Annotated in this window: 20 protein-coding genes; 13 read left to right on the top strand and 7 right to left on the bottom strand. The window is 68.4% G+C overall.

Annotated features, from left to right (window positions below):
* Nucleotides 1-67: 67 nt before the first annotated feature.
* Together tsf and rpsB are read right to left on the bottom strand one after the other, a co-directional pair.
* Nucleotides 68-964, bottom strand: a complete 897-nt coding sequence (tsf, locus tag EV657_RS01315; RefSeq protein ID WP_075786381.1) for a translation elongation factor Ts — start codon at nucleotides 962-964, stop codon at nucleotides 68-70.
* A gap of 83 nt (nucleotides 965-1,047) precedes the next feature.
* Complete coding sequence (rpsB, locus tag EV657_RS01310) at nucleotides 1,048-1,824, bottom strand: 30S ribosomal protein S2 (RefSeq protein WP_075786382.1); 777 nt, start codon at nucleotides 1,822-1,824, stop codon at nucleotides 1,048-1,050.
* A 222-nt stretch (nucleotides 1,825-2,046) separates the two neighbouring features.
* Here rpsB and EV657_RS01305 point away from each other — a divergent pair, with 222 nt between their 5' ends.
* From EV657_RS01305 to EV657_RS01290, 4 genes are all read left to right on the top strand, one after another.
* On the top strand, nucleotides 2,047-2,949 hold the full coding sequence (locus EV657_RS01305; RefSeq protein ID WP_134076890.1) for a PfkB family carbohydrate kinase: 903 nt from the start codon (nucleotides 2,047-2,049) through the stop codon (nucleotides 2,947-2,949).
* Nucleotides 2,934-3,833, top strand: coding sequence for a pseudouridine-5'-phosphate glycosidase (locus EV657_RS01300; protein ID WP_134076889.1), 900 nt, complete (start codon nucleotides 2,934-2,936; stop codon nucleotides 3,831-3,833). The genes EV657_RS01305 and EV657_RS01300 overlap by 16 nt, the downstream gene beginning before the upstream one ends.
* Before the next feature lie 175 nt (nucleotides 3,834-4,008).
* Nucleotides 4,009-4,785 carry a DUF502 domain-containing protein gene (locus tag EV657_RS01295; protein WP_113669609.1) on the top strand — a complete coding sequence of 259 codons (777 nt, stop codon included), beginning with the start codon at nucleotides 4,009-4,011 and terminating at the stop codon, nucleotides 4,783-4,785.
* Between the two features lie 22 nt (nucleotides 4,786-4,807).
* Nucleotides 4,808-5,413: a LysE/ArgO family amino acid transporter gene (locus EV657_RS01290; protein ID WP_113669646.1), complete on the top strand. Its 606-nt coding sequence runs from the start codon at nucleotides 4,808-4,810 to the stop codon at nucleotides 5,411-5,413.
* A gap of 8 nt (nucleotides 5,414-5,421) precedes the next feature.
* On the opposite strand, the gene EV657_RS01285 is transcribed toward EV657_RS01290, so the two are convergent.
* Together EV657_RS01285 and EV657_RS01280 are read right to left on the bottom strand one after the other, a co-directional pair.
* Nucleotides 5,422-6,465, bottom strand: coding sequence for a patatin-like phospholipase family protein (locus EV657_RS01285; protein WP_134076888.1), 1,044 nt, complete (start codon nucleotides 6,463-6,465; stop codon nucleotides 5,422-5,424).
* Nucleotides 6,466-6,472: 7 nt separating this feature from the next.
* Nucleotides 6,473-7,246 (bottom strand): 3-hydroxybutyrate dehydrogenase, encoded by a 774-nt coding sequence (locus EV657_RS01280; RefSeq protein WP_075786387.1) that lies wholly within the window; start codon nucleotides 7,244-7,246, stop codon nucleotides 6,473-6,475.
* A 399-nt stretch (nucleotides 7,247-7,645) separates the two neighbouring features.
* Between EV657_RS01280 and EV657_RS01275 the strand changes: the two genes are divergently transcribed.
* The gene (locus tag EV657_RS01275; RefSeq protein ID WP_134076887.1) at nucleotides 7,646-9,478 is read left to right on the top strand and encodes an extracellular solute-binding protein; all 1,833 of its coding nucleotides are present in this window, start codon (nucleotides 7,646-7,648) and stop codon (nucleotides 9,476-9,478) included.
* Between the two features lies 1 nt (nucleotide 9,479).
* A complete protein-coding gene (locus tag EV657_RS21830; protein ID WP_202241669.1) occupies nucleotides 9,480-9,605 on the top strand; it encodes an entericidin EcnA/B family protein in 126 nt (41 codons plus the stop codon).
* 17 nt (nucleotides 9,606-9,622) lie between these two features.
* On the opposite strand, the gene EV657_RS01270 is transcribed toward EV657_RS21830, so the two are convergent.
* Complete coding sequence (locus EV657_RS01270) at nucleotides 9,623-10,246, bottom strand: helix-turn-helix domain-containing protein (protein WP_134076886.1); 624 nt, start codon at nucleotides 10,244-10,246, stop codon at nucleotides 9,623-9,625.
* 61 nt (nucleotides 10,247-10,307) lie between these two features.
* Here EV657_RS01270 and EV657_RS01265 point away from each other — a divergent pair, with 61 nt between their 5' ends.
* The 3 genes from EV657_RS01265 to EV657_RS01255 all read left to right on the top strand — a co-directional run bounded on the left by EV657_RS01265 (nucleotide 10,308) and on the right by EV657_RS01255 (nucleotide 13,821).
* Complete coding sequence (locus EV657_RS01265; protein WP_134076885.1) at nucleotides 10,308-11,837, top strand: class I adenylate-forming enzyme family protein; 1,530 nt, start codon at nucleotides 10,308-10,310, stop codon at nucleotides 11,835-11,837.
* Nucleotides 11,824-12,474: a DsbA family oxidoreductase gene (locus EV657_RS01260; RefSeq protein WP_113669605.1), complete on the top strand. Its 651-nt coding sequence runs from the start codon at nucleotides 11,824-11,826 to the stop codon at nucleotides 12,472-12,474. Before EV657_RS01265 ends, EV657_RS01260 begins: the two co-directional genes overlap by 14 nt.
* A gap of 150 nt (nucleotides 12,475-12,624) precedes the next feature.
* Entirely contained in the window at nucleotides 12,625-13,821 is a 1,197-nt protein-coding gene (locus EV657_RS01255) for a multidrug effflux MFS transporter (protein WP_113669604.1), read from the top strand.
* A gap of 8 nt (nucleotides 13,822-13,829) precedes the next feature.
* On the opposite strand, the gene mfd is transcribed toward EV657_RS01255, so the two are convergent.
* Nucleotides 13,830-17,273, bottom strand: coding sequence for a transcription-repair coupling factor (gene mfd, locus EV657_RS01250; protein WP_134076884.1), 3,444 nt, complete (start codon nucleotides 17,271-17,273; stop codon nucleotides 13,830-13,832).
* Nucleotides 17,274-17,340: 67 nt separating this feature from the next.
* A complete protein-coding gene (locus EV657_RS01245; protein ID WP_243837455.1) occupies nucleotides 17,341-17,862 on the bottom strand; it encodes a component of SufBCD complex in 522 nt (173 codons plus the stop codon).
* Between the two features lie 106 nt (nucleotides 17,863-17,968).
* Here EV657_RS01245 and hemB point away from each other — a divergent pair, with 106 nt between their 5' ends.
* The 4 genes from hemB (at nucleotide 17,969) to EV657_RS01225 (ending at nucleotide 22,131) form a co-directional block, all read left to right on the top strand.
* Nucleotides 17,969-18,970, top strand: a complete 1,002-nt coding sequence (gene hemB / locus EV657_RS01240) for a porphobilinogen synthase (RefSeq protein ID WP_134076883.1) — start codon at nucleotides 17,969-17,971, stop codon at nucleotides 18,968-18,970.
* Between the two features lie 605 nt (nucleotides 18,971-19,575).
* A complete protein-coding gene (locus EV657_RS01235; protein ID WP_134076882.1) occupies nucleotides 19,576-20,058 on the top strand; it encodes an Hcp family type VI secretion system effector in 483 nt (160 codons plus the stop codon).
* 159 nt (nucleotides 20,059-20,217) lie between these two features.
* Nucleotides 20,218-20,712 (top strand): type VI secretion system-associated protein TagF, encoded by a 495-nt coding sequence (tagF, locus tag EV657_RS01230; RefSeq protein WP_165828109.1) that lies wholly within the window; start codon nucleotides 20,218-20,220, stop codon nucleotides 20,710-20,712.
* A gap of 375 nt (nucleotides 20,713-21,087) precedes the next feature.
* A complete protein-coding gene (locus EV657_RS01225; protein WP_134076880.1) occupies nucleotides 21,088-22,131 on the top strand; it encodes a cytochrome-c peroxidase in 1,044 nt (347 codons plus the stop codon).
* Nucleotides 22,132-22,247: the final 116 nt, after the last annotated feature.

The raw sequence follows: 22,247 nt of genomic DNA, 5'->3' as shown, positions 1-22,247 counted from the left end.
GTCTTGGGCCGTGTCGTCGTTTGATCGTCCGGGCCTTGCGGCCCCGGCGGACAGGATCAGCGCCAGATCAGCCTTGCGCGACTTTCGCCACTTCGGCCGCGAAGTCCTCTTCGGCCTTCTCGATGCCTTCGCCGACCTCGATCCGGACAAAGCCGGTGATGGTGGCACCGGCGGCCTGGGCGGCCGCCTCGACGGTCAGGTCGGGGTTCACCACGAAGGCCTGACCCATCAGGGTCGATTCCGCGATGAACTTCTTCATCCGGCCCGGGATGATGTTGTTGGTGATCACCGCCTCGGGCTTCGGTTTCGCGGCGCCCGCGTTTTCTTCCAGAGCCTTGGCGGTCTGGACGGCGAGTTCCTTCTCGATCACGGCCGGGTCCATCTGGGCCTCGGACAGCGCCGCCGGATTCGCCGCGGCGACGTGCATCGCCACCTGACGCCCGAAGGCCTCGTCGCCGCCGGTCATCGCGACCAGAACGCCGATCTTGCCCATGCCGTCGGCGGCCGCGTTATGGACATAGGCCACGAGCTGGTCGCCCTCGATCTTCGCCATCCGGCGCAGCGTCATGTTCTCGCCGACGGTGGCGATCTTGTCGGTCAGCGTGTCGGCCACCGACTTGCCGCCCAGATCGGCCGCTTTCAGCGCCTCGATGTCATCGACGCCGATGGCCGCCTTGGCGATCTCCGCGACCATCGCCTGGAATTCGGCGTTCTTGGCCACGAAGTCGGTTTCCGAGTTCACCTCGACCGCGACGCCCTTGCCCCCCTCGACGACGACGGCCACCAGGCCCTCGGCGGCGGTGCGGCCGGATTTCTTAGCGGCCTTGGCCAGACCCTTGGTGCGCAGCCAGTCGACCGCGGCGTCCATGTCGCCATCGGTTTCGGTCAGCGCCTTCTTGGCATCCATCATGCCCGCGCCGGTCTTGTCGCGCAGTTCCTTCACCAGTGCAGCGGTGATCGCCATGGTTCGGCTCTCCTCGATAGTCGTTGGGTGACCGGGCGGGCTCTAGCCGCGCCCGGTATCGATTCCGTGACAGCGGATGAGGCTCAGGCCTCTTCCTCGGTCCGGGCCTCGGCCAGCAGTTCCTCGACCGGCGCCTCTTCCAGCGCGCCGATATCGACGCCGGCGGCATCCATCTGCGCGCTCATGCCGTCCAGCGCGGCACGGCTGGCCAGGTCGCAATACAGCTGGATCGCGCGGGCCGCGTCGTCATTGCCCGGGATGATATAGTCCACGCCGTCGGGCGAGCAGTTGGTATCGACCACCGCGACCACCGGAATGCCCAGCTTGCGGGCTTCGAGGATCGCCAGGTCTTCCTTGCGCACGTCGATGACGAACAGCAGATCCGGCAGACCGCCCATTTCGCGGATCCCGCCCAGAGACGCCTGCAGCTTGGTCTGCTCGCGCTCCATGTGCAGCCGTTCCTTCTTGGTCAGGCCCTCGGCGCCGGCAGACATGCGCTCGTCGATCTCGTTCAGACGCTTGATCGACTGCGACACGGTCTTCCAGTTGGTCAGCGTACCGCCGAGCCAGCGGTGGTTCATGTAGTATTGGGCGCATTTCTCGGCCGCCTCGGCCACCGATTTCTGCGCCTGCCGCTTGGTGCCGACGAAGAGGATGCGGCCGCCGCGCGCCACGGTATCGCGGATCACGTTCAGCGCCTGGTCCAGCATCGGAACGGTCTGGGTCAGGTCGATGATGTGAATGCCGTTGCGGTCGCCATAGATGAAGGGCGCCATGCGGGGGTTCCACCGCTGCGTTTGGTGACCGAAGTGAACGCCAGCTTCCAGCAGCTGACGCATGGAGAAATCGGGAAGCGCCATGTCCTTGTCCTTTCCGGTTTGCGCCTGGGCGGGACGTCAAGGGCAAATGCCCAACCGGCGGACCGCTGCGGGATGTCTCCCCGCAGGGCCCAGCCCCGCCTGTCGAAGTAGCGCGCGAATACCGTCATTCGGCCGCCCGCACAAGCCCTGCCGCTTCTTTCTGGCGAAAATACCCAAATCCCGCGACTTGTCACCGGCCGGGACGCGGATCAGAAAGGCGCCATGAGCGCGGATCTTCTCCTTCTCTGCATCGGTGCCGTCCTCTGGGACGTGATCGGCCGCGCGCCCCGCCCGATGGCGCCGGGCGACGACCGCCCGGGCCGGATCTCGCGCCGCCCCGGCGGCGTGGCGCTGAACGTGGCGGCGGCTCTGGCGCGGCACGGTCTCCGCCCGGCGGTCCTGGGCGCGGTCGGGCGCGACGCCGAGGGCGAAGCATTGATCGCGGCGACGGCCGCGCTGGGGATCGAGACCCGCTGGCTTTGCCGCGGCGCGCAGCCCACCGACATCTATATGGCGATCGAGGATGCGACCGGGCTCGTGGCCGCGATCGCCGATGCGGGCGGGCTGGAGGCCGCCGGAGCCGCGGTGCTGGCGCCGTTGATCGAGGGTCCGCTCGGCACGCCCGACCGGCCCTTCGCGGGCACCGTGGTGCTGGACGGCAACCTGCTGCCCGGGCTTCTGGCCAAGATCGCCGCCCATCCGGCCTTCGCCGCCGCCGATCTGCGCGTGGCGCCCGCAAGCCCCGGCAAGGCCGAGCGGATCGCGCCCTTCCTTGCCCGGCCCGGGGCGACGCTCTATCTGAACCGGGCCGAGGCGGGGCTGATCCTGGGGCGCGAGCTTGCCGACGCGCCGACGGCGGCCGCCACGCTCCGGGCCGCAGGCGCGGCGCGGGTGCTGGTCACCGATGGCTCCAAAGCGGCCGCCTTCGCGTCGGACGACCGGCTTGTCGCGGCCTGCCCGGCGCCTGTCGAGGCCGCCCATGTCACTGGCGCGGGCGACGCGCTGATGGCCGCCCATATCGCCGCCGAACTGGGCGGCGTCCCTGCCGAGGCGGCGCTTGCCGCAGCTCTTGCCGCCGCCACCCGTCATGTCACCGCCGAGGCCGATCCATGCCCCTCTCGCTGAGCTACTCGCCCGAAGTTTCCGACGCCAAGGCCGCCTTCGCGCCCATCGTCGCGCTGGAAAGCACCATCGTCACCCACGGCATGCCCTGGCCGCGCAATCTCGAAACCGCGCTGGCGGTCGAGGCCGAGGTGCGCGCGGCGGGTGCGGTGCCCGCCACCATCGCCGTCATCGAGGGGCGCATCCATGCCGGACTGGCGCCCGACGCGCTTGAGGCGCTGGCCCGGGCCGGGGGCGTGGCCAAGCTCAGCCGGGCCGATCTGGCGGCGGCACTGGCGCGCGGCATCACCGGCTCGACCACGGTCGCGGCCACGATGATCTGCGCCCGCCTGGCCGGGATCGCGGTCTTCGCGACCGGCGGCATCGGCGGCGTGCATCGCGGCGCCGAAACCAGCTTCGACGTCTCGGCCGACCTGCAGGAACTGGCGCAGACGCCGGTGACCGTGGTTTCCGCCGGGGCCAAGGCGATCCTCGACCTGCCGAAGACGCTGGAAGTGCTGGAAACCCTCGGCGTGCCGGTCATCGGCTATCAAAGCGACGCCTTCCCGGCCTTCTGGTCGCGCTCGTCCGGTCTGGCCGCGCCGCTCCGGATGGACAGCGCCGCCGAAATCGCCGCCGCCCACCGGATGCGCGGGCTCTTGGGCCTGCCGGGCGGCCAGCTTGTCGGCAACCCGATCCCCGAGGAAGACGAAATCCCCCGCGCCGAGATCGAGCCGATGATCGCCCGGGCGATGGCCGACACGGCCGGGGCCTCGGGCAAGGACGTGACCCCGGCCCTGCTGGCCCGGCTTTATGAACTCAGCGGTGGGCGCACGCTCGAGGCCAATATCGCGCTGGTGCGCGCGAACGCCCGGCTCGCGGCCGAAATCGCCCTCCGCCTGGCCTGAGCGGACACGCCGCCTGCCGCCGGCTCCGGATCGCCCGGCGAAGAGGCAGACCGATGGCGGAATGCCCGGTCGGCGCCCCTCTGGCGCCGAAATCCTCGCCGCTTCTCGGCGCGGCTATTGCCGGGCGGCAGGCCCCTGCCTAGGTATGGTCCGACACGGGAGATTTCAGCCACACATGTTCGAGACCAAAGAGCCCTCTGCCGACCATCCCGAACCGCAGGACCCGCATCCGCGCCCCTTCTGGCGCGGCGTCCTCGCGCGGCTTCGCAACAACTTCCTGGCCGGGCTGGTGGTGATCGCCCCGGTCGGCCTGACCGTCTGGCTGATCTGGACCGTGACCGGCTGGATCGACGGCTTCGTGCTGCCCTTCGTGCCGCAGAAGTTCCAGCCCGAGCAATATATCGGCATCGACATCCGCGGCCTTGGCGTGATCTTCTTCCTGATCTTCACCCTGGTTGTCGGCTGGATGGCCAAGGGCATGGTCGGGCGGTCCTTCATCGGCTGGGGCGAACGGGTCGTCGGGCAGATGCCGGTGATCCGGTCGGTCTATAACGGGCTCAAGCAGATCGCCGAGACCGTCTTCGCCCAGACCGAGACCAGCTTCGACCGGGTCGTGCTGGTGCAATATCCGCGCCCGGGGATCTGGGCGCTGGCCTTCGTCTCGACCAGCGCCAAAGGCGAGATCAAGCGCGTGATCCCGGGCGAAGAACCCCTATTGTCGGTCTTTCTGCCGACCACGCCCAACCCGACCTCGGGCTTTCTGCTGTTCGTGCCGCAAAGCGAGGTGATCGAGCTTGAGATGAGCGTCGAGGAAGCCGCCAAGCTGGTGATCTCGGCCGGGCTGGTGGCGCCCGAAGACCCCCGGGTTCTGGCCGCGGCCGCCGCCGCCGCCCCTCGCGCCGTGCAGGAGGCCGCCCGGCGCCCGCGCCAGCGCGAACGGCTCGGCGCCTGAAGGCGCCCGCAGCGTGACCGTTCTGGGACCGGCACTGACCGGATTCGCGACCTCGCTGTCGCTGATCCTCGCCATCGGGGCGCAGAACGCCTTCGTTCTGCGCCAGGGGCTTCTGGGCTGCCATGTCTTTGCGCTGTGTCTTTTCTGCGCGCTGTCGGACGCGGTGCTGATCGCGGCCGGGGTCGCAGGCTTCGGCGCGGTGACCGGCGCCCTGCCCTGGCTGCCGCAGGCGCTGAGCCTTGGCGGGGCGGCCTTCCTGATCGTCTATGGCGCGCTTCGCGCCCGCGCCGCCTGGCAGGGCGGGCACCGGCTGACCGCCGAGGGCCGGGCGGGCAGCGTCTGGGCGGTGCTGGGCACGGCCGCCGCGCTGACCTGGCTGAACCCGCATGTCTATCTGGACACTCTGGGCCTGATCGGCGCCGTCTCGACCGAATTCGACCCCGGCGCCGCGCGCGAGGCCTTTGCGCTGGGGGCGGTGCTGGCCTCGTTCTGTTTCTTCTTCGCGCTCGGCTACGGCGCGCGCGTCCTTGCCCCGGCGATGGCGCGCCCCGTCGCCTGGCGGGTGCTTGACGCGCTGATCGCCGCGGTGATGTGGGCCATCGCGGCGCGGCTGATCCTCGGGACCTGACCGGCGGCTCAGGTCCCTTCGCACATCCGCTTGAGGTTCACGCTGCTGGCGGTCTGCAAGGCGGGCTTGACCTCGCGCAGAAACCGGTCCGCCGCCGCCCGTCCGGCCTCTTTCAGTTCGGCCAGCACGATCGGGCTTGGCATCAGCTTGGTGACGATGCTGAGGCTGTTCATCAGCCCGTCATCCGAGATCATGTGAATCCGCGGCACCTTCAGCGAGCCTGCATCGATCCGGCCCTCGGCGATCAGCTGTTCGAGTTGCGAAATCGCCCTGAGCTCCCGCAGCAGCGACGAGTTGAAGCTGATCTCGTTGATCCGGTTCTGGATGTCCTGCGGCGTCCGGGGCACCTCGTCGCGTTCCATCGGATTGATGGACACCACCACGATGTCCTCGGGCAGTTCCGGCGCGAACAGCGGAAAGAGTGCCGGGTTGCCGGTATAGCCGCCATCCCAGTAGGCCTCGGTCCGGCCGGTGTCGGGGTCGTCGATCTCGACCGCCTGAAACAGCGTCGGCAGGCAGGCCGAGGCCAGTAACACGTCGCCGTCGATTTCGTCGCCGCGGAAGACCCGCACCTTGCCGGTGCGCACATTGGTGGCGCCGACGAACAGAAGCGGTTCGGCCTTGGCGCAGACCTTGCCGTAATCGAAGCGGCGCACCACCCGTTCCAGCGGGTTGCGGTAGAACGGCCCCAGCGCATAGGGGCTGACCGAGCGGCTGGCATTGTCGATCAGCGAGATCGGCAGGGCGTGTTCCATGAACTGCGCCACCGCCCCCGCGCCCGGCAGGAAGGCCGCCATCCAGCTGGTCAGCCGCATGTCGCCGACCGCCCCCACCTGTTCCCAGAACCAGTCGAGATTCTCGCGCGCGGCCTCGCGGCCGCCCGAGACCAGCCCGGCCTTGACCGCCGCGCCGTTCATCGCGCCCGCCGAGGCGCCCGAGATCGCCGCAATCTCGATCTCGGGGTCCAGCAGCAGCCGGTCCAGCACGCCCCAGGTGAAGGCGCCATGCGCGCCCCCGCCCTGCAGCGCCAGGTTGATGCGCCGGGTCGTCATCGCGCCCTCACAGCGCGGTCCAGCCGCCGTCGACGCTGATCGTCGTGCCGGTGATCTGTTTGGCGGCGTCCGAACAGAGGAACACGGCCGTGCCGCCGATCTCCTCGACCGTGGCGAATTCCTTCGAGGGCTGGCGGTCCAGCATCACCTCGCGGATCACCGTCTCGCGGTCCATGTTGTGGGTCTTCATCTGGTCGGGGATCTGCGCCTCGACCAGCGGCGTCAGCACATAGCCCGGGCAGATCGCGTTGCAGGTGATGGGCTCTTCGGCCGTTTCCAGCGCGGTCACCTTGGTGAAGCCCACGATGCCGTGCTTGGCGGCGACATAGGCGCTTTTGAAGGGGCTGGCAGTCAGGCCATGGGCCGAGGCGATGTTGACGATCCGCCCCCAGCCCGCCTTGCGCATCACCGGCAGCGCCGCGGCGGTGGTGTGGAAGGCCGAGCTGAGGTTGATGGCGATGATCGCATCCCACTTGGCGACCGGAAATTCGTCGATCCGGGCGACATGCTGGATGCCGGCATTGTTGACCAGGATATCGCAGGCGCCCGCCTTTTCGATCAGCGCGCGGCATTCCTCGCCGCTGGACATGTCGGCCTTGATGTAGCGCACCTTCACCCCGTGCTGCGCGGCCATCTCTTCGGCCAGCTTGTGATCCTCGTCGCGGTCGGTGAACGAATTCAGCACAACATCGGCGCCCGCCCGGGCCAGCTCATGCGCCACGCCAAGCCCGATGCCCGAGTTCGACCCGGTGACGATGGCGGTTTTTCCGGAAAGCGACATTTGAAACCCCTTTCGTGAATGCTGCAGTTGCAGAAATCCTACATGGCGCGGGGACGGCGGCATAGCAGGGAAACACACGCGAACGGGAGCCGAAGTGAATTGGCTCGACCGGCTGCGGCCTGTAGGCGGAGGCCGCTGCGGCCGGGACCCGATGCGCCCCGCGCCCGGTCGATTCTCTTGCCCGGGATATCCATCGAACGCGCAGAAAAAAACGCCCGCACAAGGCGGGCGTTAAGTTATTGAGGCAGGTTTCATACAGGCAAGAAACCTATCGAGCAGTGGGTTCTTTATACGCAATCCGGCGCCGAGGGCCAAGCTAAAAGTTTGAAAAGCCACGGTGCTCCGCGTAGGCTCGCGGTCAAGCAAAACAAGGCCCAGCCGGAACAAGGCCCGAGCACCATGACAGGCATCCCCCTTCGCGCGGCGCGAGTCGCAGGCGCAGCACTCGGCGTGATTCTCTCGGCCGGTCTCGGCCTGGCCGAGGCCGCCGCGCCTGCCCCCGCCCATGGCATCGCTATGTATGGCGACCCGGCTCTCCCACCGGATTTTGTGGCCCTGCCCTATGCCAATCCCGACGCGCCCAAGGGCGGGCGAATCGTGCTGGGCGAGACCGGCAGTTTCGACAGCCTGAACCCGTTCCTGCTGAAAGGCACCGCGCCCTGGGCGCTGGGCCATGAAAGCTACGAAAGCCTGATGGGCCGATCCTGGGACGAGCCCTTTACGCTTTACGGGCTTCTGGCCGAAACCGTCACCACCGGCCCGAATCGCGACTGGGTCGAATTCACCCTGCGGCCCGAGGCCCGGTTCTCGGATGGCAGCCCGGTCACGGTCGAGGATGTGCTCTGGTCGGTCGAGACGCTGGGCACGCTGGGTCATCCGCGCTATCGCAACGGCTATGAGAAGATCGCCCGGGCCGAGGCCGTGGGGCCGCGCAGCGTGCGGTTCACCTTCAACGCGCCCGACCGCGAATTGCCGCTGATCCTGGGGCTGAGACCGATCCTGAAGAAGGCGCAATGGGAAGGCCGCGACTTCACCCGCAGCGGGCTTGAGCCGCCCATCGGCAGCGGGCCTTACGTCGTCTCGGAAGTCGAGCCGGGCCGCTTCGTCAGCCTGCGCCGCAATCCCGACTATTGGGGGCGCGACCTGCCCTTCAACCGCGGCCAGCACAATTTCGACGTGATCCGCCACGACTACTACGCCGACGGGGCCGCGCTGTTCGCGGCCTTCACCGCGGGCGAGGTCGACATCTACCGCGAAACGAACGATGCCCGCTGGCAAAGCGCCTATGACTTTCCGGCGGTCCGCGACGGCCGCATCGTCAAGGCCGAGATCCCGCACCACCGGCCCTCGGGCATTTCGGGCCTCGCGATGAACACGCGGCGGCCGGTCTTCGCCGACTGGCGGGTGCGCGACGCGATGATCCTCGCGTTCAACTTCGAATTCATCAACCAGACCCTGACCGGCGGCACCCAGCCCCGGATCGCGTCCTATTTCTCGAATTCCGAACTCGGCATGCGTCCGGGTCCGGCCGAGGGAAAGGTGCGCGCGCTTCTGGCCCCCTTTGCCGACAGCCTGTTGCCCGGCGCGCTGGACGGCTATGCGCTGCCGGTCTCGGACGGGCGGCCGCAGAACCGCCGGAACCTGCGCGCGGCGCTGGCGCGGCTGGCCGAAGCCGGGTGGACGGTCGGCCCCGGGGGCAGGCTCAGAAACGATAAGGGCGCGCCCTTCCGGTTCGAGATCCTGCTGGTGCAGGGCGCCTCGGACAGCGAACGCATCGTGACCCTGTTTGCCGATGCGCTGCAGCGGATGGGCATCGAGGTCCGCGTGACCCAGGTCGATGCGGCGCAATATGTCCAGCGCACCGCGTCCTACGATTTCGACATGACGGTCTACGCCCGCGCGCTGTCGCTGTCTCCGGGCAACGAGCAATGGCTGTACTGGGGGGCGGCGGGCGTGACCCAGCCCGGCACCGGCAACTGGATGGGCATCGACAGCCCCGCCGCCGAGGCGATGATCCGGTCCCTTCTGAACGCCACCGGGAGAGACGACTTCATCGCCGCGACCCGCGCGCTTGACCGGGTGCTGACCACCGGGCGCTATGTCATCCCGATCTGGTACGCGCCCAGCTCGCATCTTGCCCATGCCGCCCGGCTGCACTACCCCGGGACGATCCCGGTCTATGGCGACTGGGTCGGCTTCCTGCCCGATGTCTGGTGGTCCGAGGAGAACTGAGATGGCCCGTATTCTTCCCCGTCTGCTTCTTGTCGCGCTGGCGCTCGCGATGGCCGGATGCTCGACCGTCGAGGGGGTGGGCAAGGACATCTCGGCCAGCGCCCGCGCCGTTCGGAACGCGCTTTAGGACCCGCGCCGGACGCGTCAATCGACCGAGGTCACCCAAAGCACGGTCGCGTCCTCCTGGCTGACCGAGACCAGATTGTGCCCCATGGTCGCATCGTAATAGGCGCTGTCGCCCCGCCGCATGTCCACCGACGCGTAGAATTCGGTGTAAAGCCGCACGACGCCGGTCAGCACATAAAGGAACTCTTCGCCCTCGTGCCGCACCCAGCCGTCGAACTCGGCCACGTCGCGGGCGCGGATCCGGGTCCGGTAGGGCATCATGCGCTTGCGCGCCAGCGCGCCCGCCATCAGCTCGTGCTCGTAGGTGGCGGTGGCATGGGCCGCGCCCTCGCCGGTGCGCGTCACCGCCATCCGCCCGCCCGCCCGCGCGCCCCGCATCGGCGTGAACAGCTGCGGCACCGACACGCCCAGCCCGGTCGCAAGCTTCTTCAGCGCGTCATAGGTCGGCGACATCTGGTCGTTTTCGATCTTGGACAGGGTCGAGCGCGCAAGACCCGCCTGGCGGGCCGCCTGTTCCAGCGTCCAGCCCTTCTCGGTGCGCAGCTCGCGCACCCGGCGCCCCAGATCCAGCGGTTCGGCCGCCTCGGCCTCTCCCTGGGCGCGGGCGATGCGGATCAGGCTGTGTTCGCTCTGCTCGTCCATGCGCTCCGCTCTTAGAGCTTGCCCCTTGCAACCGCAAGGTCGCGCGGCTAGCACCTCTGGCATGCACGCGATCTTCGATGAGGGCGCGCCCGCGCCTTGCCCCGCCCCGTTCAACCTGGCCGCCTATGTGCTGGCCCCCGCCGCGCTGTCGCCCGACAAGGTGGCGCTGGCCATCGTCGGCCCGCATGGCGCCGAGCGCTGGTCCTATGCCCGGCTCGAGGCCGCAGTGCGCGGCCTTGCCGCAGGCCTTCTGGCAATGGGCCTGCCGGAGGGCGGCCGGGTGCTGCTGCGGCTGGGCAACGGGGTCGAGTTCCCGATCGCCTATCTGGCGGCCATCGCCGCCGGGCTGGTGCCGGTGCCGACCTCGGCGATGCTGACGCGCATCGAGATCGGCAAGCTCGCCGCCGAGATCGAGCCGGTGGCGATCTTCGCCGGGCCGAACGTGGCGCTGCCCGAGGACTGCCCCGCGCCGGTGCTGGATATCGAGACCCAGCGCGGGTTTTACACTCACGCGCCCGCCGACTATGTGCTGGGCGATCCGGACCGGCCCGCCTATGTGGTCTATACCTCGGGCACCTCGGGCCAGCCGCGCGGCGTGATCCATGGGCACCGCGCCGTCTGGGCGCGGCGGATGATGTGGGACGGCTGGTACGGGCTTTCGGCCGAGGACCGGCTGCTGCATGCCGGAGCCTTCAACTGGACCTATACGCTGGGCACCGGGCTTCTCGATCCCTGGGCCATCGGCGCGACGGCGCTGATCCCGGCCCCGGGGGTGCAGCCGGGCGACCTGCCGCTGTTGCTGCGCCGCTTCGATGCAACCCTCTTCGCCGCCGCGCCGGGGGTTTACCGGCAGATGCTGAAGGCGCATCCGCAAATCGTGCTGCCGAAGCTGCGCCACGGGCTGTCGGCGGGCGAGAAGATGCCCGAAGCCACCCGGGCCGCCTGGCGCGAGGCGACCGGCACCTTCGTCTATGAGGCGCTCGGCATGTCCGAATGCTCGACCTTCGTCTCGGGCAGCCCCGCGCGTCCCGCGCCGCTTCCGGCCTCGGGCTATCCGCAGGCCGGGCGCCGCATCGCCGTTCTGGGCCCCGACAACGCCCCCGTCGCGCGCGGCGAGCCCGGGCAGCTCGCGGTCTCGAACCGCGATCCGGGGGTGATGCTGGGCTATCTCAAGGCCGAGGCCGAGACCCGCGCGCGGTTCGCGGGCGAATGGTTCCTGACCGGCGACATGGTCGAAATGGCCCAGGATGGCGCCATCACCTATCTGGGGCGCGGCGACGACATGCTGAACGCGGGCGGCGTGCGGGTCTCGCCGCTGGAGGTCGAACGCGCCTTGATGGAACACCCCGCCATCCACGAGGTCGCCGCGACCGAGATTGCGGTCAAGGCCGACACCACCGTGATTGCCGCCTTCTATACCGGCACGCCGCTGGACGAGGCCGAGCTGGCCGCCTTTGCCGCCGAGCGGCTGGCGCGCTACAAGCAGCCCCGGCTTTACGTCCATCTCGACGAATTGCCGAAGAACCCCAATGGCAAGCTCAACCGCCGCCTGATCCGGCAACGCCATGAGGCCGCGCATGATCCGGCTTGATATCTTCTCGGATCCGATCTGCCCCTGGTGCCTGATCGGCAAGCGGCTGCTGGACGCGGCCCTGGCCGAGCGCCCCGACCATCCCTTCACCATCGCCTGGCAGCCCTTCCAGCTGAACCCCGGCATGCCGCGCGCGGGCATGGACCGGCGCGCCTATCTCGAGGCCAAGTTCGGCGGCCAGACCGAGGCCGTTCGCGCCTATGCCGAAATCGACCGCCGCGCCCGCGAGACCGGGATCGAGCTGAACCTTGCCGCCATCGCCCGCACACCGAACACGCTCGACGCACACCGGCTGATCCACTGGGCCGGGATCGAACACCGCCAGACCGAGGTCGTGACCGCGCTTTTCGAGGCCTATTTCCAGCAGGGCCGCGACATTGGCGACCCGGAGGTGCTGACCGACCTGGCCGCCTCGGCCGGGCTCGACGGGACGATGATCGCGCGGCTTCTGGCCAGTGACGCCGATCTGGACGGGGTGCGCGCCCGCGACGCCCATGCGCGCGAGCGGGGCGTGAGCGGGGTACCGACCTTCATCCTGGCCGATACGCATGTGCTGGTGGGCGCCCAGCCGACCGAGCTTTGGCTCGACGTCATCGCCGAGCTCTCAGGCGCGCCGACCGCCGCCGGGCCGCACTGATCCGCAGCAGGTCCCGCAAGTTGTGCACTGACGCACAGTGGCGCTGCCTTGTCCGACCTCGCAGGATCGTCTAAGGGCGAGAGGCCGGACCGGCGGCTTTCGGGCGCTTCGCCCGCCCGGATCTAATCCCTCAGCAGGAAAGGACAGCTCATGGCCGCACGGCGTCTCTCGCGGGTCGAATTCGTCGCCATGACGGCGTTGCTTTTTGCAACCGTCGCCTTCTCGATCGACGCGATGCTGCCCGCCCTGCCCGAGATCGGCGCCGAACTGACGCCCGAGACGCTGAACCGAGCGCAATTCGTGGTCACGAGCTTCATGCTGGGCATGGGGGCGGGTACGCTGATCATGGGGCCGCTGTCGGACTGTTTCGGGCGAAAGCCGGTGATCCTCGGCACCGCGCTGGCCTATATGCTGGGCGCGGCCATCGCGGGGCTTGGACAAAGCCTCGAATGGCTGCTGATCGGCCGGGCGATCCAGGGCTTCGGCGCGGCGGGCGTCCGGGTGGTGGCGCTGGCCGTGGTGCGCGACCTGTATTCGGGGCGCGACATGGCGAAGATCGTCTCTTTCGTCATGACGATCTTCACGCTGCTGCCGGCGCTGGCGCCCTCGGTCGGCGCGGTGATCATGGCGGGCTTCGGCTGGCGCGGGATCTTCGGCGCCTTCCTCGTCTTTTCGGTCGTCTCGATGGGCTGGTTCGGGCTGCGCCAGGCCGAAACCCTGCCGCCCGAGTCGCGCCGCCCGTTGCGCCCCGGCCCGCTTCTGGCGGCGGCGCGCGAGGTGCTGGGCTCGCCGGTCGCGCGTAGCGCGACGCTGGTGCAGACCTTCATCTTCGCCGGGTTCTTCGGGTTCCTGACCTCGACCCAGCAGGTCTATGACATCTATTTCGACAAGGGCGACAGCTTTCCCGTCTGGTTCGGCGTGGTCGCTGTCTGCGCCGGATCTGCGAGCTTTCTCAACGCGATGCTGGTCGGGCGGCTGGGCATGCGCTACCTGATCCGGACCGCGCTGATGGCGCAATTCGTCCTGTCGGGGGTCATGATGGCCGCGTTCTGGCTGCACCTCTTGCCGGGCTGGGCCGAGTTTCCGGCCTATATCCTGTGGTCGATCACCTTCTTCGGGATGAACGCACTGACCATCGGCAACCTGAACGCATTGGCGATGGAGCCGCTCGGCCATGTGGCGGGGATGGCGGCCTCGATCATCGGCGCCTTCGCGACCGCGTTGTCGGCGCTTCTGGCCTCGCCCATCGGGCTTCTTTTCGACGGCACGCCGCGGCCGCTGGCCACCGGCTGTTTCATCGCCGTGGGCGCGGCGCTTGCCGTGATGCTGACCGTGCCGAAGCGTTAGGGCTCCGCTCAGGCGGTCTGGCGCACCTTTTCGGCCAGATCGCGAGCGATGGCGAAGGCGCCCTTGATCTTGTCGCTGTCCTTCTTCCAGTCGCGGCGCAGGATGATCTTGTTGTCCTTGACCTTGGCCAGCCCCTGCTGGTCCTGGATGAAGGCCACCAGCCCGGCGGGATTGGCGAACTTGTCGTTGTGAAACTGCACGGTCGCGCCCTTCGGCCCGCCGTCGAGCCGGGCGATGCCCGCAGCCTTGCACATCGCCTTGATGCGGACCACCAGCAGAAGCGTGTTGACCTCTTTCGGCAGCTTGCCGAAACGGTCGATCAGTTCGGCGGCAAAGCCTTCCAGCTCGACCTTGGTCGAGAGCGTCGAGAGCCGCCGGTAAAGCCCCAGCCGCACGTCGAGATCGGGCACGTAATCGTCCGGGATCAGCACCGGCACGCCCAGATTGATCTGGGGCGACCAGTCGCTGTCGGTATCGGCCATTCCCTCCAGCTCGCCCGACTTGATGCGGGCGATCGCCTCTTCCAGCATCGACTGGTAAAGCTCGAAGCCCACCTCGCGGACATGGCCAGACTGCTCCTCGCCAATCAGGTTGCCCGCGCCGCGGATGTCGAGATCCTGGCTGGCCAGCGTGAAGCCCGCCCCCAGCGTGTCGAGCGAGCCCAGCACGCGCAGCCGTTTCTGCGCCTGCGGCGTCAGCGGCGCGCGGGGCTTCGTGGTGAGATAGGCATAGGCCCGCGCCTTCGAGCGCCCGACCCGGCCCCGGATCTGGTACAGCTGCGCCAGCCCGAACATGTCGGCGCGGTGCACGATCATGGTATTGGCGGTCGGGATGTCGAGCCCGGATTCGACGATGGTGGTGGCCAGCAGCACATCGTACTTGCCGTCGTAGAAGGCATTCATCCGCTCGTCGAGATCGCCCGCCGCCAGCTGGCCATGGGCGGTGATGAAGCTGACCTCGGGTACCTGTTCGCGCAGGAAATGCTCCATCTCGGGCAGGTCCTTGACGCGCGGCACCACGAAGAAGCTTTGCCCGCCGCGATAATGTTCGCGCAGAAGCGCCTCGCGGACGGTGACCGTGTCGAATTCGCTGACATAGGTGCGGATCGACAGCCGGTCGACCGGCGGCGTGCCGATGATCGACAGATCGCGCACGCCGGTCAGGCTCATCTGCAGGGTGCGCGGGATCGGGGTCGCGGTCAGGGTCAGCACATGCACGTCGGACCGCATCTGTTTCAGCCGCTCCTTGTGGGCGACGCCGAAATGCTGTTCCTCGTCGATGATCAGCAGGCCCAGATTTCGGAACCTGACGCCCTTGGCCAGCAACGCATGGGTGCCGATGCAGATATCGACCGTGCCCTCGGCCAGCCCGGCGCGCGTCGCGGCGGCCTCCTTCGCGGGCACGAAGCGCGACAGCTGCCGCACCTCGACCGGGAACCCCCGGAAGCGTTCGGCAAAGCCCTTGGCATGCTGGCGCGCCAGCAGCGTGGTCGGCGCCACAACCGCGACCTGCACCCCCGACATCGCCGCGACGAAAGCCGCGCGCATCGCGACCTCGGTCTTGCCGAAGCCCACATCGCCGCAGATCAGCCGGTCCATCGGCGTGCCCGAGGCCATGTCGGTCAGCACATCCTCGATGGCGGCCAGCTGGTCGTCGGTCTCCTGATAGGGAAAGCGCGCCGAGAACGCCTCCCACATGTGATGGGCGGGCTCAAGGATCGGGGCGTGGCGCAGCACACGCTCGGCCGCCACCCGGATCAGCTTGTCGGCCATCTCGCGGATGCGTTCCTTGAGCTTGGCCTTCTTGGCTTGCCAGGCGCCGCCGCCCAGCTTGTCCAGAAGCCCTTCGTCATGGCCGTAGCGGCTGAGCAGTTCGATATTCTCGACCGGCAGATACAGACGGTCGCCGCCCGCGTATTCGAGCGCCAGACATTCATGCGGCGCGCCCGCCGCGGCAATGGTCTCGAGCCCGGTATAGCGCCCGACCCCATGCTCGACATGCACGACCAGATCGCCCGGCGAAAGCGACTGCGTCTCGGTCAGGAAATTCTCGGCCCGGCGGCGTTTCTTCGGGCCGCGGATCAGCCGCTCGCCCAGCACGTCCTGTTCCGAGATGACGGTCAGGCCCGGCCCCTCGAAGCCATGTTCCAGCGCCCAGACCGTCAGATAGAGCCCGCGCCCCTCGGCCACCTCGCGAATGTCCGAGATCAGCGTGGCCTCGCTCAGCCCCTCATCCTCGAGAAGCCCCTGCAACCGTTCGCGCGCGCCTTCGGAATAGGACGCGACGACCACCGCACCCTCTTCGCGCCGAGTCTGAATATGGTCTTTCAAGGCACTGAAAAGACTGACCTGTTCCAGCTTTCGCTCGGGTGCGAAATTGCGCCCGATCCGGCCGCCCGCGTCGATGACGCCCGGCCCCAGCCCCTGCTGCAACGGCGCCAGCTGTACCACCCGGTGGCCCGCCACGGCCGCCTCCCAGGCGGTGTCGTCCAGATACATCAGCCCCGGCGGACAGGGCTTGTAGACCGTGTCGATCCGGCCCTTCTGCGCCATCGCCTCGCGCCGGGTCTGGTACTGGTCCTCGATGGTCTCCCAACGCGACAGCCGCGCGGGCGTGACCTGATCGTCCAGATAGATCGCGGCCCCGGGCAGATAGTCGAAGATCGTTTCCAGACGGTCGTGGAAGAAGGGCAGCCAATGCTCGGCCCCGGCATGCTTGCGCCCCGCGCTGACGGCCTCGTAAAGCGGGTCGTCCGTGCCCGCCGCGCCGAACTCGATCCGGTAATTCTGCCGGAAGCGGGTGATCGCGGCCTCGTCCAGAATGACCTCGGACACCGGCGCCAGTTCGACCGATTTCAGTTTCTCGGTCGTGCGCTGGGTCGCCGGATCGAAGCGGCGCGCGCCATCGAGCACGTCGCCGAAAAGATCGAGCCGCACCGGCCCGGCCTCGCCCGGCGGGTAGATATCGACGATCCCGCCCCGGATCGCATAGTCGCCGGGTTCCATCACCGTCGGCGCCTGGGTGAAGCCCATGCGGACAAGGAAGGCCTTCAGCGCCGCCTCGTCGATCTGCATGCCGACCCGCGCGGTGAAGGAGGCGCCCTGCAGCACCTCGCGCGCGGGGACGCGCTGGGTCGCGGCGCCAAGCGTGGTCAGCAGGATGAACCGACCCGAGAGCCCCGCCGCCAGCGTGGCCAGCGTCGCCATCCGCGCCGCCTCGACATCGGCATTGGGCGAGATCCGGTCATAGGGCAGGCAGTCCCAGGCCGGAAAGTCCAGCACCACCGCCTCGGGCGCGAAGAAGGCCAGCGCCGCGCGCATCGCCGCCAGCCGCTTGTCGTCGCGGGCGACATGAACGATGGGCCGGCCGCTTCGGGTCAGCTCGCGGGCCAGAAGCCGGGCATCGAACCCTTCGGGGGCACCGCCGGCGGTGATGTGACGCGGATCTTCCATGGGAAGGTTCAGATACGTGCGGCGCGGGCGGTGTCAACCGCAACCCGCCCGAAGCCGGGCGCGGCACTCAGAGCCCGGTGACCACCATGTTCATCCACATGCCCCACATCGCGGTGACGAAGACCGAAACGATGCCCATCGCCTGCACCCCCAGACGGTGCCAGCGCAGCATCCGGTACAGCGCCTCGCCCGAGGGGGCGCGTTTGGCATAGCGGCGCGCGGTCCGCACCGACCAGAGCCCGACCAGCGTCGTCGGCGCGACCAGCAGAAACACCGCCTGGCAGAATTCGACCCCGTAGCCGAAGCCCAGCACGAAAAGCACCGCCAGCGCAAAGCCGGTGAACGCGGCGATCCAGAGCCCGGCCTCGGACGCGATGTAAAGATACCGCCGCGCGTTCACGCCCACCAGCGTCGCCACATCCTCGGCCGCCTGACCGCCCCGGCGGCGCGCCCGCTGGATCAGGTCGAAGGGCACGCCCAGCACCCAGTGGCTGGAGGTCGACCACAGCACGGCCAGCGCGATCCAGTACCACAGGTTCGAAAAGGACCGCATGTCGATCAGATCGAAAACTCTGCCGCAAAGATCCACCTGGCGCGCCTTTCCTCTGTGCTGAGGCCTGGGACGATTCCCGCCCTTTAAGAGGGGCCCGGTTGGGTGTAACGCAGTCGCAGAAAATGTTGAAGGAGCCCTTGCCATGCGCCCGACCGTTGCCCCCTTCCCGACCACGCGCCTGCGCCGGACCCGCCGCACTGCGGCGCTGCGTGCGCTGACCAGCGAGACCACGCTGTCGGTGGGCGATCTGATCTGGCCGATCTTCGTGCGCGCGGGCGAGGGTGTCGAAGAGCCGGTGCCCTCGATGCCGGGCGTGATGCGGCGGTCGGTCGATCTGTCGGTCGCGGCGGTCAAGGAGGCGGCCGCGCTGGGCATCCCGGCGGTCTGCATCTTTCCCTATACCGACGTCTCGCTGAAGACCGAGCTTTGCGAAGAGGCCTGGAACCCCGACAACCTGTCGAACCGGCTGATCCGCGCGATCAAGGCGGAAGTTCCCGAAATCGCGGTGATGACCGATATCGCGCTCGACCCCTACAATTCGAACGGCCATGACGGCATCGTGCGGGACGGCGTGATCGTGAACGACGAAACCGTCGAAGCGCTGGTCAAGATGGCGCTGGCCCAGGCCGAGGCCGGGGCCGATATCCTGGGGCCCTCGGACATGATGGACGGCCGGATCGGCGCGATCCGCAAGGCGCTAGAGGAAAACGGCCATCAGGACGTGACCATCATGTCCTATTCGGCGAAATACGCCTCGGCCTTCTACGGTCCGTTCCGCGACGCGGTCGGCGCCTCGGGGGCGCTTACGGGTGACAAGAAGACCTATCAGATGGACCCGGCCAATTCCGACGAGGCGGTGCGGCTGATCGAGCGCGACCTGATGGAGGGCGCCGATATGGTCATGGTGAAACCCGGCATGCCCTATCTCGACATCTGCCGCCGGGTGAAGACCGAATTCGGCGTGCCGACCTATGCCTATCAGGTCTCGGGCGAATACGCGATGCTGATGGCCGCGATCCAGAACGGCTGGCTCGACCATGACAAGGTGATGATGGAAAGCCTGATGGCGTTCAAACGCGCGGGCTGCGACGGCATCCTGACCTATTTCGCCCCCGCCGCGGCGAAGATCCTGAACGCGCGCTAGACCCCGTCTGCGCGGATCGGAGCTGATCGGAGCGGATCGAGAGGGGGAGGAAACGCCCTCGATCCCGTCGAACGGTGCGGCGGCCGAAGGGGCGTTCGCCGCACCGCGTCCGCAAACAACCAGGTGTCTCCGCCGCTCCGGCCCCCATCGCGCCCGGACGGATGCCCCCCGATCCGCGCCCCTTGCGCGTCGGTCAGCGCTCGCCCGCAGAAGATCGCCTCCGGTCACGATCTTGAGCGAGACCCCAGGCAGATGCGAAGCCGCTGAATGCAGACCGGACCCGGGCAGGGGCTCCCGAGGCAGACGGCGGGGCCCCTTGCGGCTCGCACCCTCCGGTGCGGGCGGATCTTTCGCCTCCAAGGAACGCGCCCCCCCCAGGCCGCGACACAGGGTCAGCAACAAAATTTCCGCACCGTTGCAGTGCACGCATGATTCTGAGATTATCGCCGGATTGAAACTGTTTTTACGGATTTAGGCGTTGATCGACTCGTTTGCGTGCCCGGTGCCGTTTGAGGGCACTGCCGGAACCGGATTGCGGATCCGGCAACGGCGGCGCGTTCCGGAAGCCCTTGTCCCCTCAGCGCCTTTTTCCCGGGAGGACCGCCATGACCCTGACCGCCTTCATGAAGCTGCCGGATGTCGAGGGGGAATCGGTCCGCGTCGGGCATGAACGCGAAATCGACGTCTTCGACATCCAATGGGCGCTCGGCCGCGACCTGCGCACCCGCGCCGGAACCGGGCGTGTGCGCGGCCGCCCCGGCGTGGGTCCGCTTGCGGTCTGGAAATGGGACGACGCCGCCTCGCCGCATCTCGCGCTGGCGCTTCTTCTCGGCAAGTCCTTCCCCGAGGCGGCGATCATGCTGCGGACGCCCTCCAACGACATGGATCTGGACGATCTGACAATCACCCTGAGCAATGCGACGGTCAGCCATTACGAGATCGTCGGAGCCGACGGGGACCCCGCGGTCCTGCAGGAGCGGCTCGATCTGGTCTTCGAGGCGGCCAACATCCGCCATACCGGGCAGGCCGCCGGCCATTCGTCCGGGAACGGGCACGAAATCGGCCATGATATCGGGGCCCGCGCCTGAGGTGGGCGGGTCCCGGTCGCATCCGCCCCGTGCCGACGCGGGTCCGCGCGGGCTGTCATGTCGCGGGCCGTCATGTCCCGGGCCATCGCGTATCAGTGTGACGCTTGCGGGCGCGGCGACATGCCGGGCCATCGCGGCTCTTGTCGGTCCGGAGGCCCCGTGACCCCTGCCACCGGTTTCTTCGGAAAGATCCCGAGCGCGGGCGATTTCGTCACCCAGGGCGTGCCCGGGATGATGCGGATCGCGCTCGACCGCTGGATGACGGCGCATCTGGCGACGCGCTCGGCCTGGCCCGGGTCCTGGCCCGAAACCGGGCTCAGGGCCACGCTGGAGCTGGGCAAGGGAACATTGACCGCGCTGATCCTGCCCAGCCGCGACAGGTCGGGCCGGGCCTTCCCGCTGGCCTGCTGCAGGCTGCCCGGCCTCGACTGGGACGCGGCCGAGGAATGGTGCGACGCCGCGCTGCCGACCGCGCGGGCGGCGGTCGCGGGAGCGCTGTCGCCGGGCAGCCTTGGCGCGGCCCTCGAGGCACTGCCCCCCGCGCGCGGCATCGACCCCGAACCCGGGCTCTGGATCGCAGACCCGCCCGCCGCGGAAAACCGGTCGGTCGAACAGGTCCTCGCCGCACTGATGGGTCCGATCGGCGCGGTCTGACCGGGGCGCCGGGAACGAGCGTGCAGGCGCCAGCGGATGCCGGCCGGTCAAGCCACCACCGGACGCCCGGAGGCTTTCGTGCATCTCAGCCCCCCCTGCCGGGGCAAGTCCCATGCGGCGATGTCGCCGCCGGTTGAAGGCCGCGCGACACGTCCGGCTTGTGCGCAACATGCGGAACCCGGTTGAGCATCCTGATTCCGAACCGTTTTCCCGGTCGGCTCGACCCTGCCACCACGCCCCGGCACCGCACCCGATTGCGACCTGCGGCCGCAGCGACCGCAATGGCGGGCAAACTTGATGCAGGTCAAAGCTTCCATCTGGAAGTCTTCTAATTTCAACCTTGCGCGCGCCATCCAAAAAGAAACGGTTCCTCCCATGACACGCCTCCTTGCAACAGCCCTTCTCTCCACCGCACTCGCCGTTCCGGCCTCGGCGTCCGAATTGCGCGACATGGCGCTCGACTATTTCGAGCCCCTGCCCTCGACCGTGCCGCAAATGGCCGACAACCGCGTGACGCCTCAAAAGATCGACCTCGGCAAGGCATTGTTCTTCGACCCGCGCCTGTCGGCCTCGGGCGTCTTTTCCTGCTATTCCTGTCACAACCTGACCACCGGCGGCGACGACAACCTGGAAACCTCGATCGGCCATGGCTGGCAGAAAGGCCCGCGCAACGCGCCCACCGTGCTGAACGCGGTGCTGAACATCGCCCAGTTCTGGGATGGCCGCGCCGAAGACCTGAAGGCCCAGGCCAAGGGGCCGGTGCAGGCCGGGGTCGAGATGGCCAACACCCCCGACAACGTGGTCGTGACGCTGAAATCCATGGGGCAGTATGTCGACTGGTTCGAGGCCGCCTTCCCGGGCGAGGCCGATGCCGTCAGCTTCGACAACATGGCCCGCGCCATCGAGGCTTTCGAGGCCACGCTGATCACCCCCGCCCCCTTCGACGCCTTCCTGAACGGCGACGAGATGGCGCTGGATGACACCCAGAAAGAGGGGCTTCAGCTCTTTGTCGACAAGGGCTGCGTGACCTGCCACAACGGCGTCAACCTGGGCGGGAACGGCTATTTCCCCTTCGGTCTGGTCGAGAAACCCGGCGCCGACATCCTGCCCGAGGGCGACAAGGGCCGCTATTCGGTGACCGCCACGGCCAGCGACGAATACGTGTTCCGCGCGGCCCCGCTGCGCAACGTCGCGCTGACCGCGCCCTATTTCCATTCGGGCAAGGTCTGGGACCTGAAGACCGCCGTGCAGGTGATGGGCGCGGCCCAGCTGGGCGAGGATGTCTCGGACGAGGAAGCGACCCGGATCGTGGCCTTCCTCGACAGCCTGACCGGCACCATGCCCGCGATCACCACGCCGGTGCTGCCGCCGGAAACCGATGCCACGCCGCGCCCGACCGCCGAGGTGATGCAACGCTAGCCCGGCCGTCTGTCTCCGCGAACCTCGGAAGGGCCGGCCATCGCGCCGGCCCTTCCCTTTGCAGGCCCCGCCCCGGTTTCGACTCGGCCAAGACCCGTCCCGGCGGGCACGGGGTG

The organism is Rhodovulum visakhapatnamense, assembly GCF_004365965.1.
Lineage (GTDB): Bacteria > Pseudomonadota > Alphaproteobacteria > Rhodobacterales > Rhodobacteraceae > Rhodovulum > Rhodovulum visakhapatnamense.
Note: the sequence above shows the minus strand (reverse complement) of the source record. Positions and strands in the feature narration are given on the sequence as shown.

Bases quoted from the DNA above. Each gene is read 5' to 3' on its own strand.
- hemB (WP_134076883.1), top strand. From the start codon at position 17,969: ATGCGCCCGACCGTTGCCCCCTTCCCGACCACGCGCCTGCGCCGGACC.
- EV657_RS01285 (WP_134076888.1), bottom strand. From the start codon at position 6,465: ATGACGACCCGGCGCATCAACCTGGCGCTGCAGGGCGGGGGCGCGCAT.
- EV657_RS01235 (WP_134076882.1), top strand. From the start codon at position 19,576: ATGACCCTGACCGCCTTCATGAAGCTGCCGGATGTCGAGGGGGAATCG.
- mfd (WP_134076884.1), bottom strand. From the start codon at position 17,273: ATGGAAGATCCGCGTCACATCACCGCCGGCGGTGCCCCCGAAGGGTTC.
- EV657_RS01260 (WP_113669605.1), top strand. From the start codon at position 11,824: ATGATCCGGCTTGATATCTTCTCGGATCCGATCTGCCCCTGGTGCCTG.
- EV657_RS21830 (WP_202241669.1), top strand. From the start codon at position 9,480: ATGGCCCGTATTCTTCCCCGTCTGCTTCTTGTCGCGCTGGCGCTCGCG.
- EV657_RS01225 (WP_134076880.1), top strand. From the start codon at position 21,088: ATGACACGCCTCCTTGCAACAGCCCTTCTCTCCACCGCACTCGCCGTT.
- EV657_RS01270 (WP_134076886.1), bottom strand. From the start codon at position 10,246: ATGGACGAGCAGAGCGAACACAGCCTGATCCGCATCGCCCGCGCCCAG.
- EV657_RS01255 (WP_113669604.1), top strand. From the start codon at position 12,625: ATGGCCGCACGGCGTCTCTCGCGGGTCGAATTCGTCGCCATGACGGCG.
- EV657_RS01295 (WP_113669609.1), top strand. From the start codon at position 4,009: ATGTTCGAGACCAAAGAGCCCTCTGCCGACCATCCCGAACCGCAGGAC.
- rpsB (WP_075786382.1), bottom strand. From the start codon at position 1,824: ATGGCGCTTCCCGATTTCTCCATGCGTCAGCTGCTGGAAGCTGGCGTT.
- tsf (WP_075786381.1), bottom strand. From the start codon at position 964: ATGGCGATCACCGCTGCACTGGTGAAGGAACTGCGCGACAAGACCGGC.
- EV657_RS01300 (WP_134076889.1), top strand. From the start codon at position 2,934: ATGCCCCTCTCGCTGAGCTACTCGCCCGAAGTTTCCGACGCCAAGGCC.
- EV657_RS01280 (WP_075786387.1), bottom strand. From the start codon at position 7,246: ATGTCGCTTTCCGGAAAAACCGCCATCGTCACCGGGTCGAACTCGGGC.
- EV657_RS01305 (WP_134076890.1), top strand. From the start codon at position 2,047: ATGAGCGCGGATCTTCTCCTTCTCTGCATCGGTGCCGTCCTCTGGGAC.
- EV657_RS01265 (WP_134076885.1), top strand. From the start codon at position 10,308: ATGCACGCGATCTTCGATGAGGGCGCGCCCGCGCCTTGCCCCGCCCCG.
- EV657_RS01275 (WP_134076887.1), top strand. From the start codon at position 7,646: ATGACAGGCATCCCCCTTCGCGCGGCGCGAGTCGCAGGCGCAGCACTC.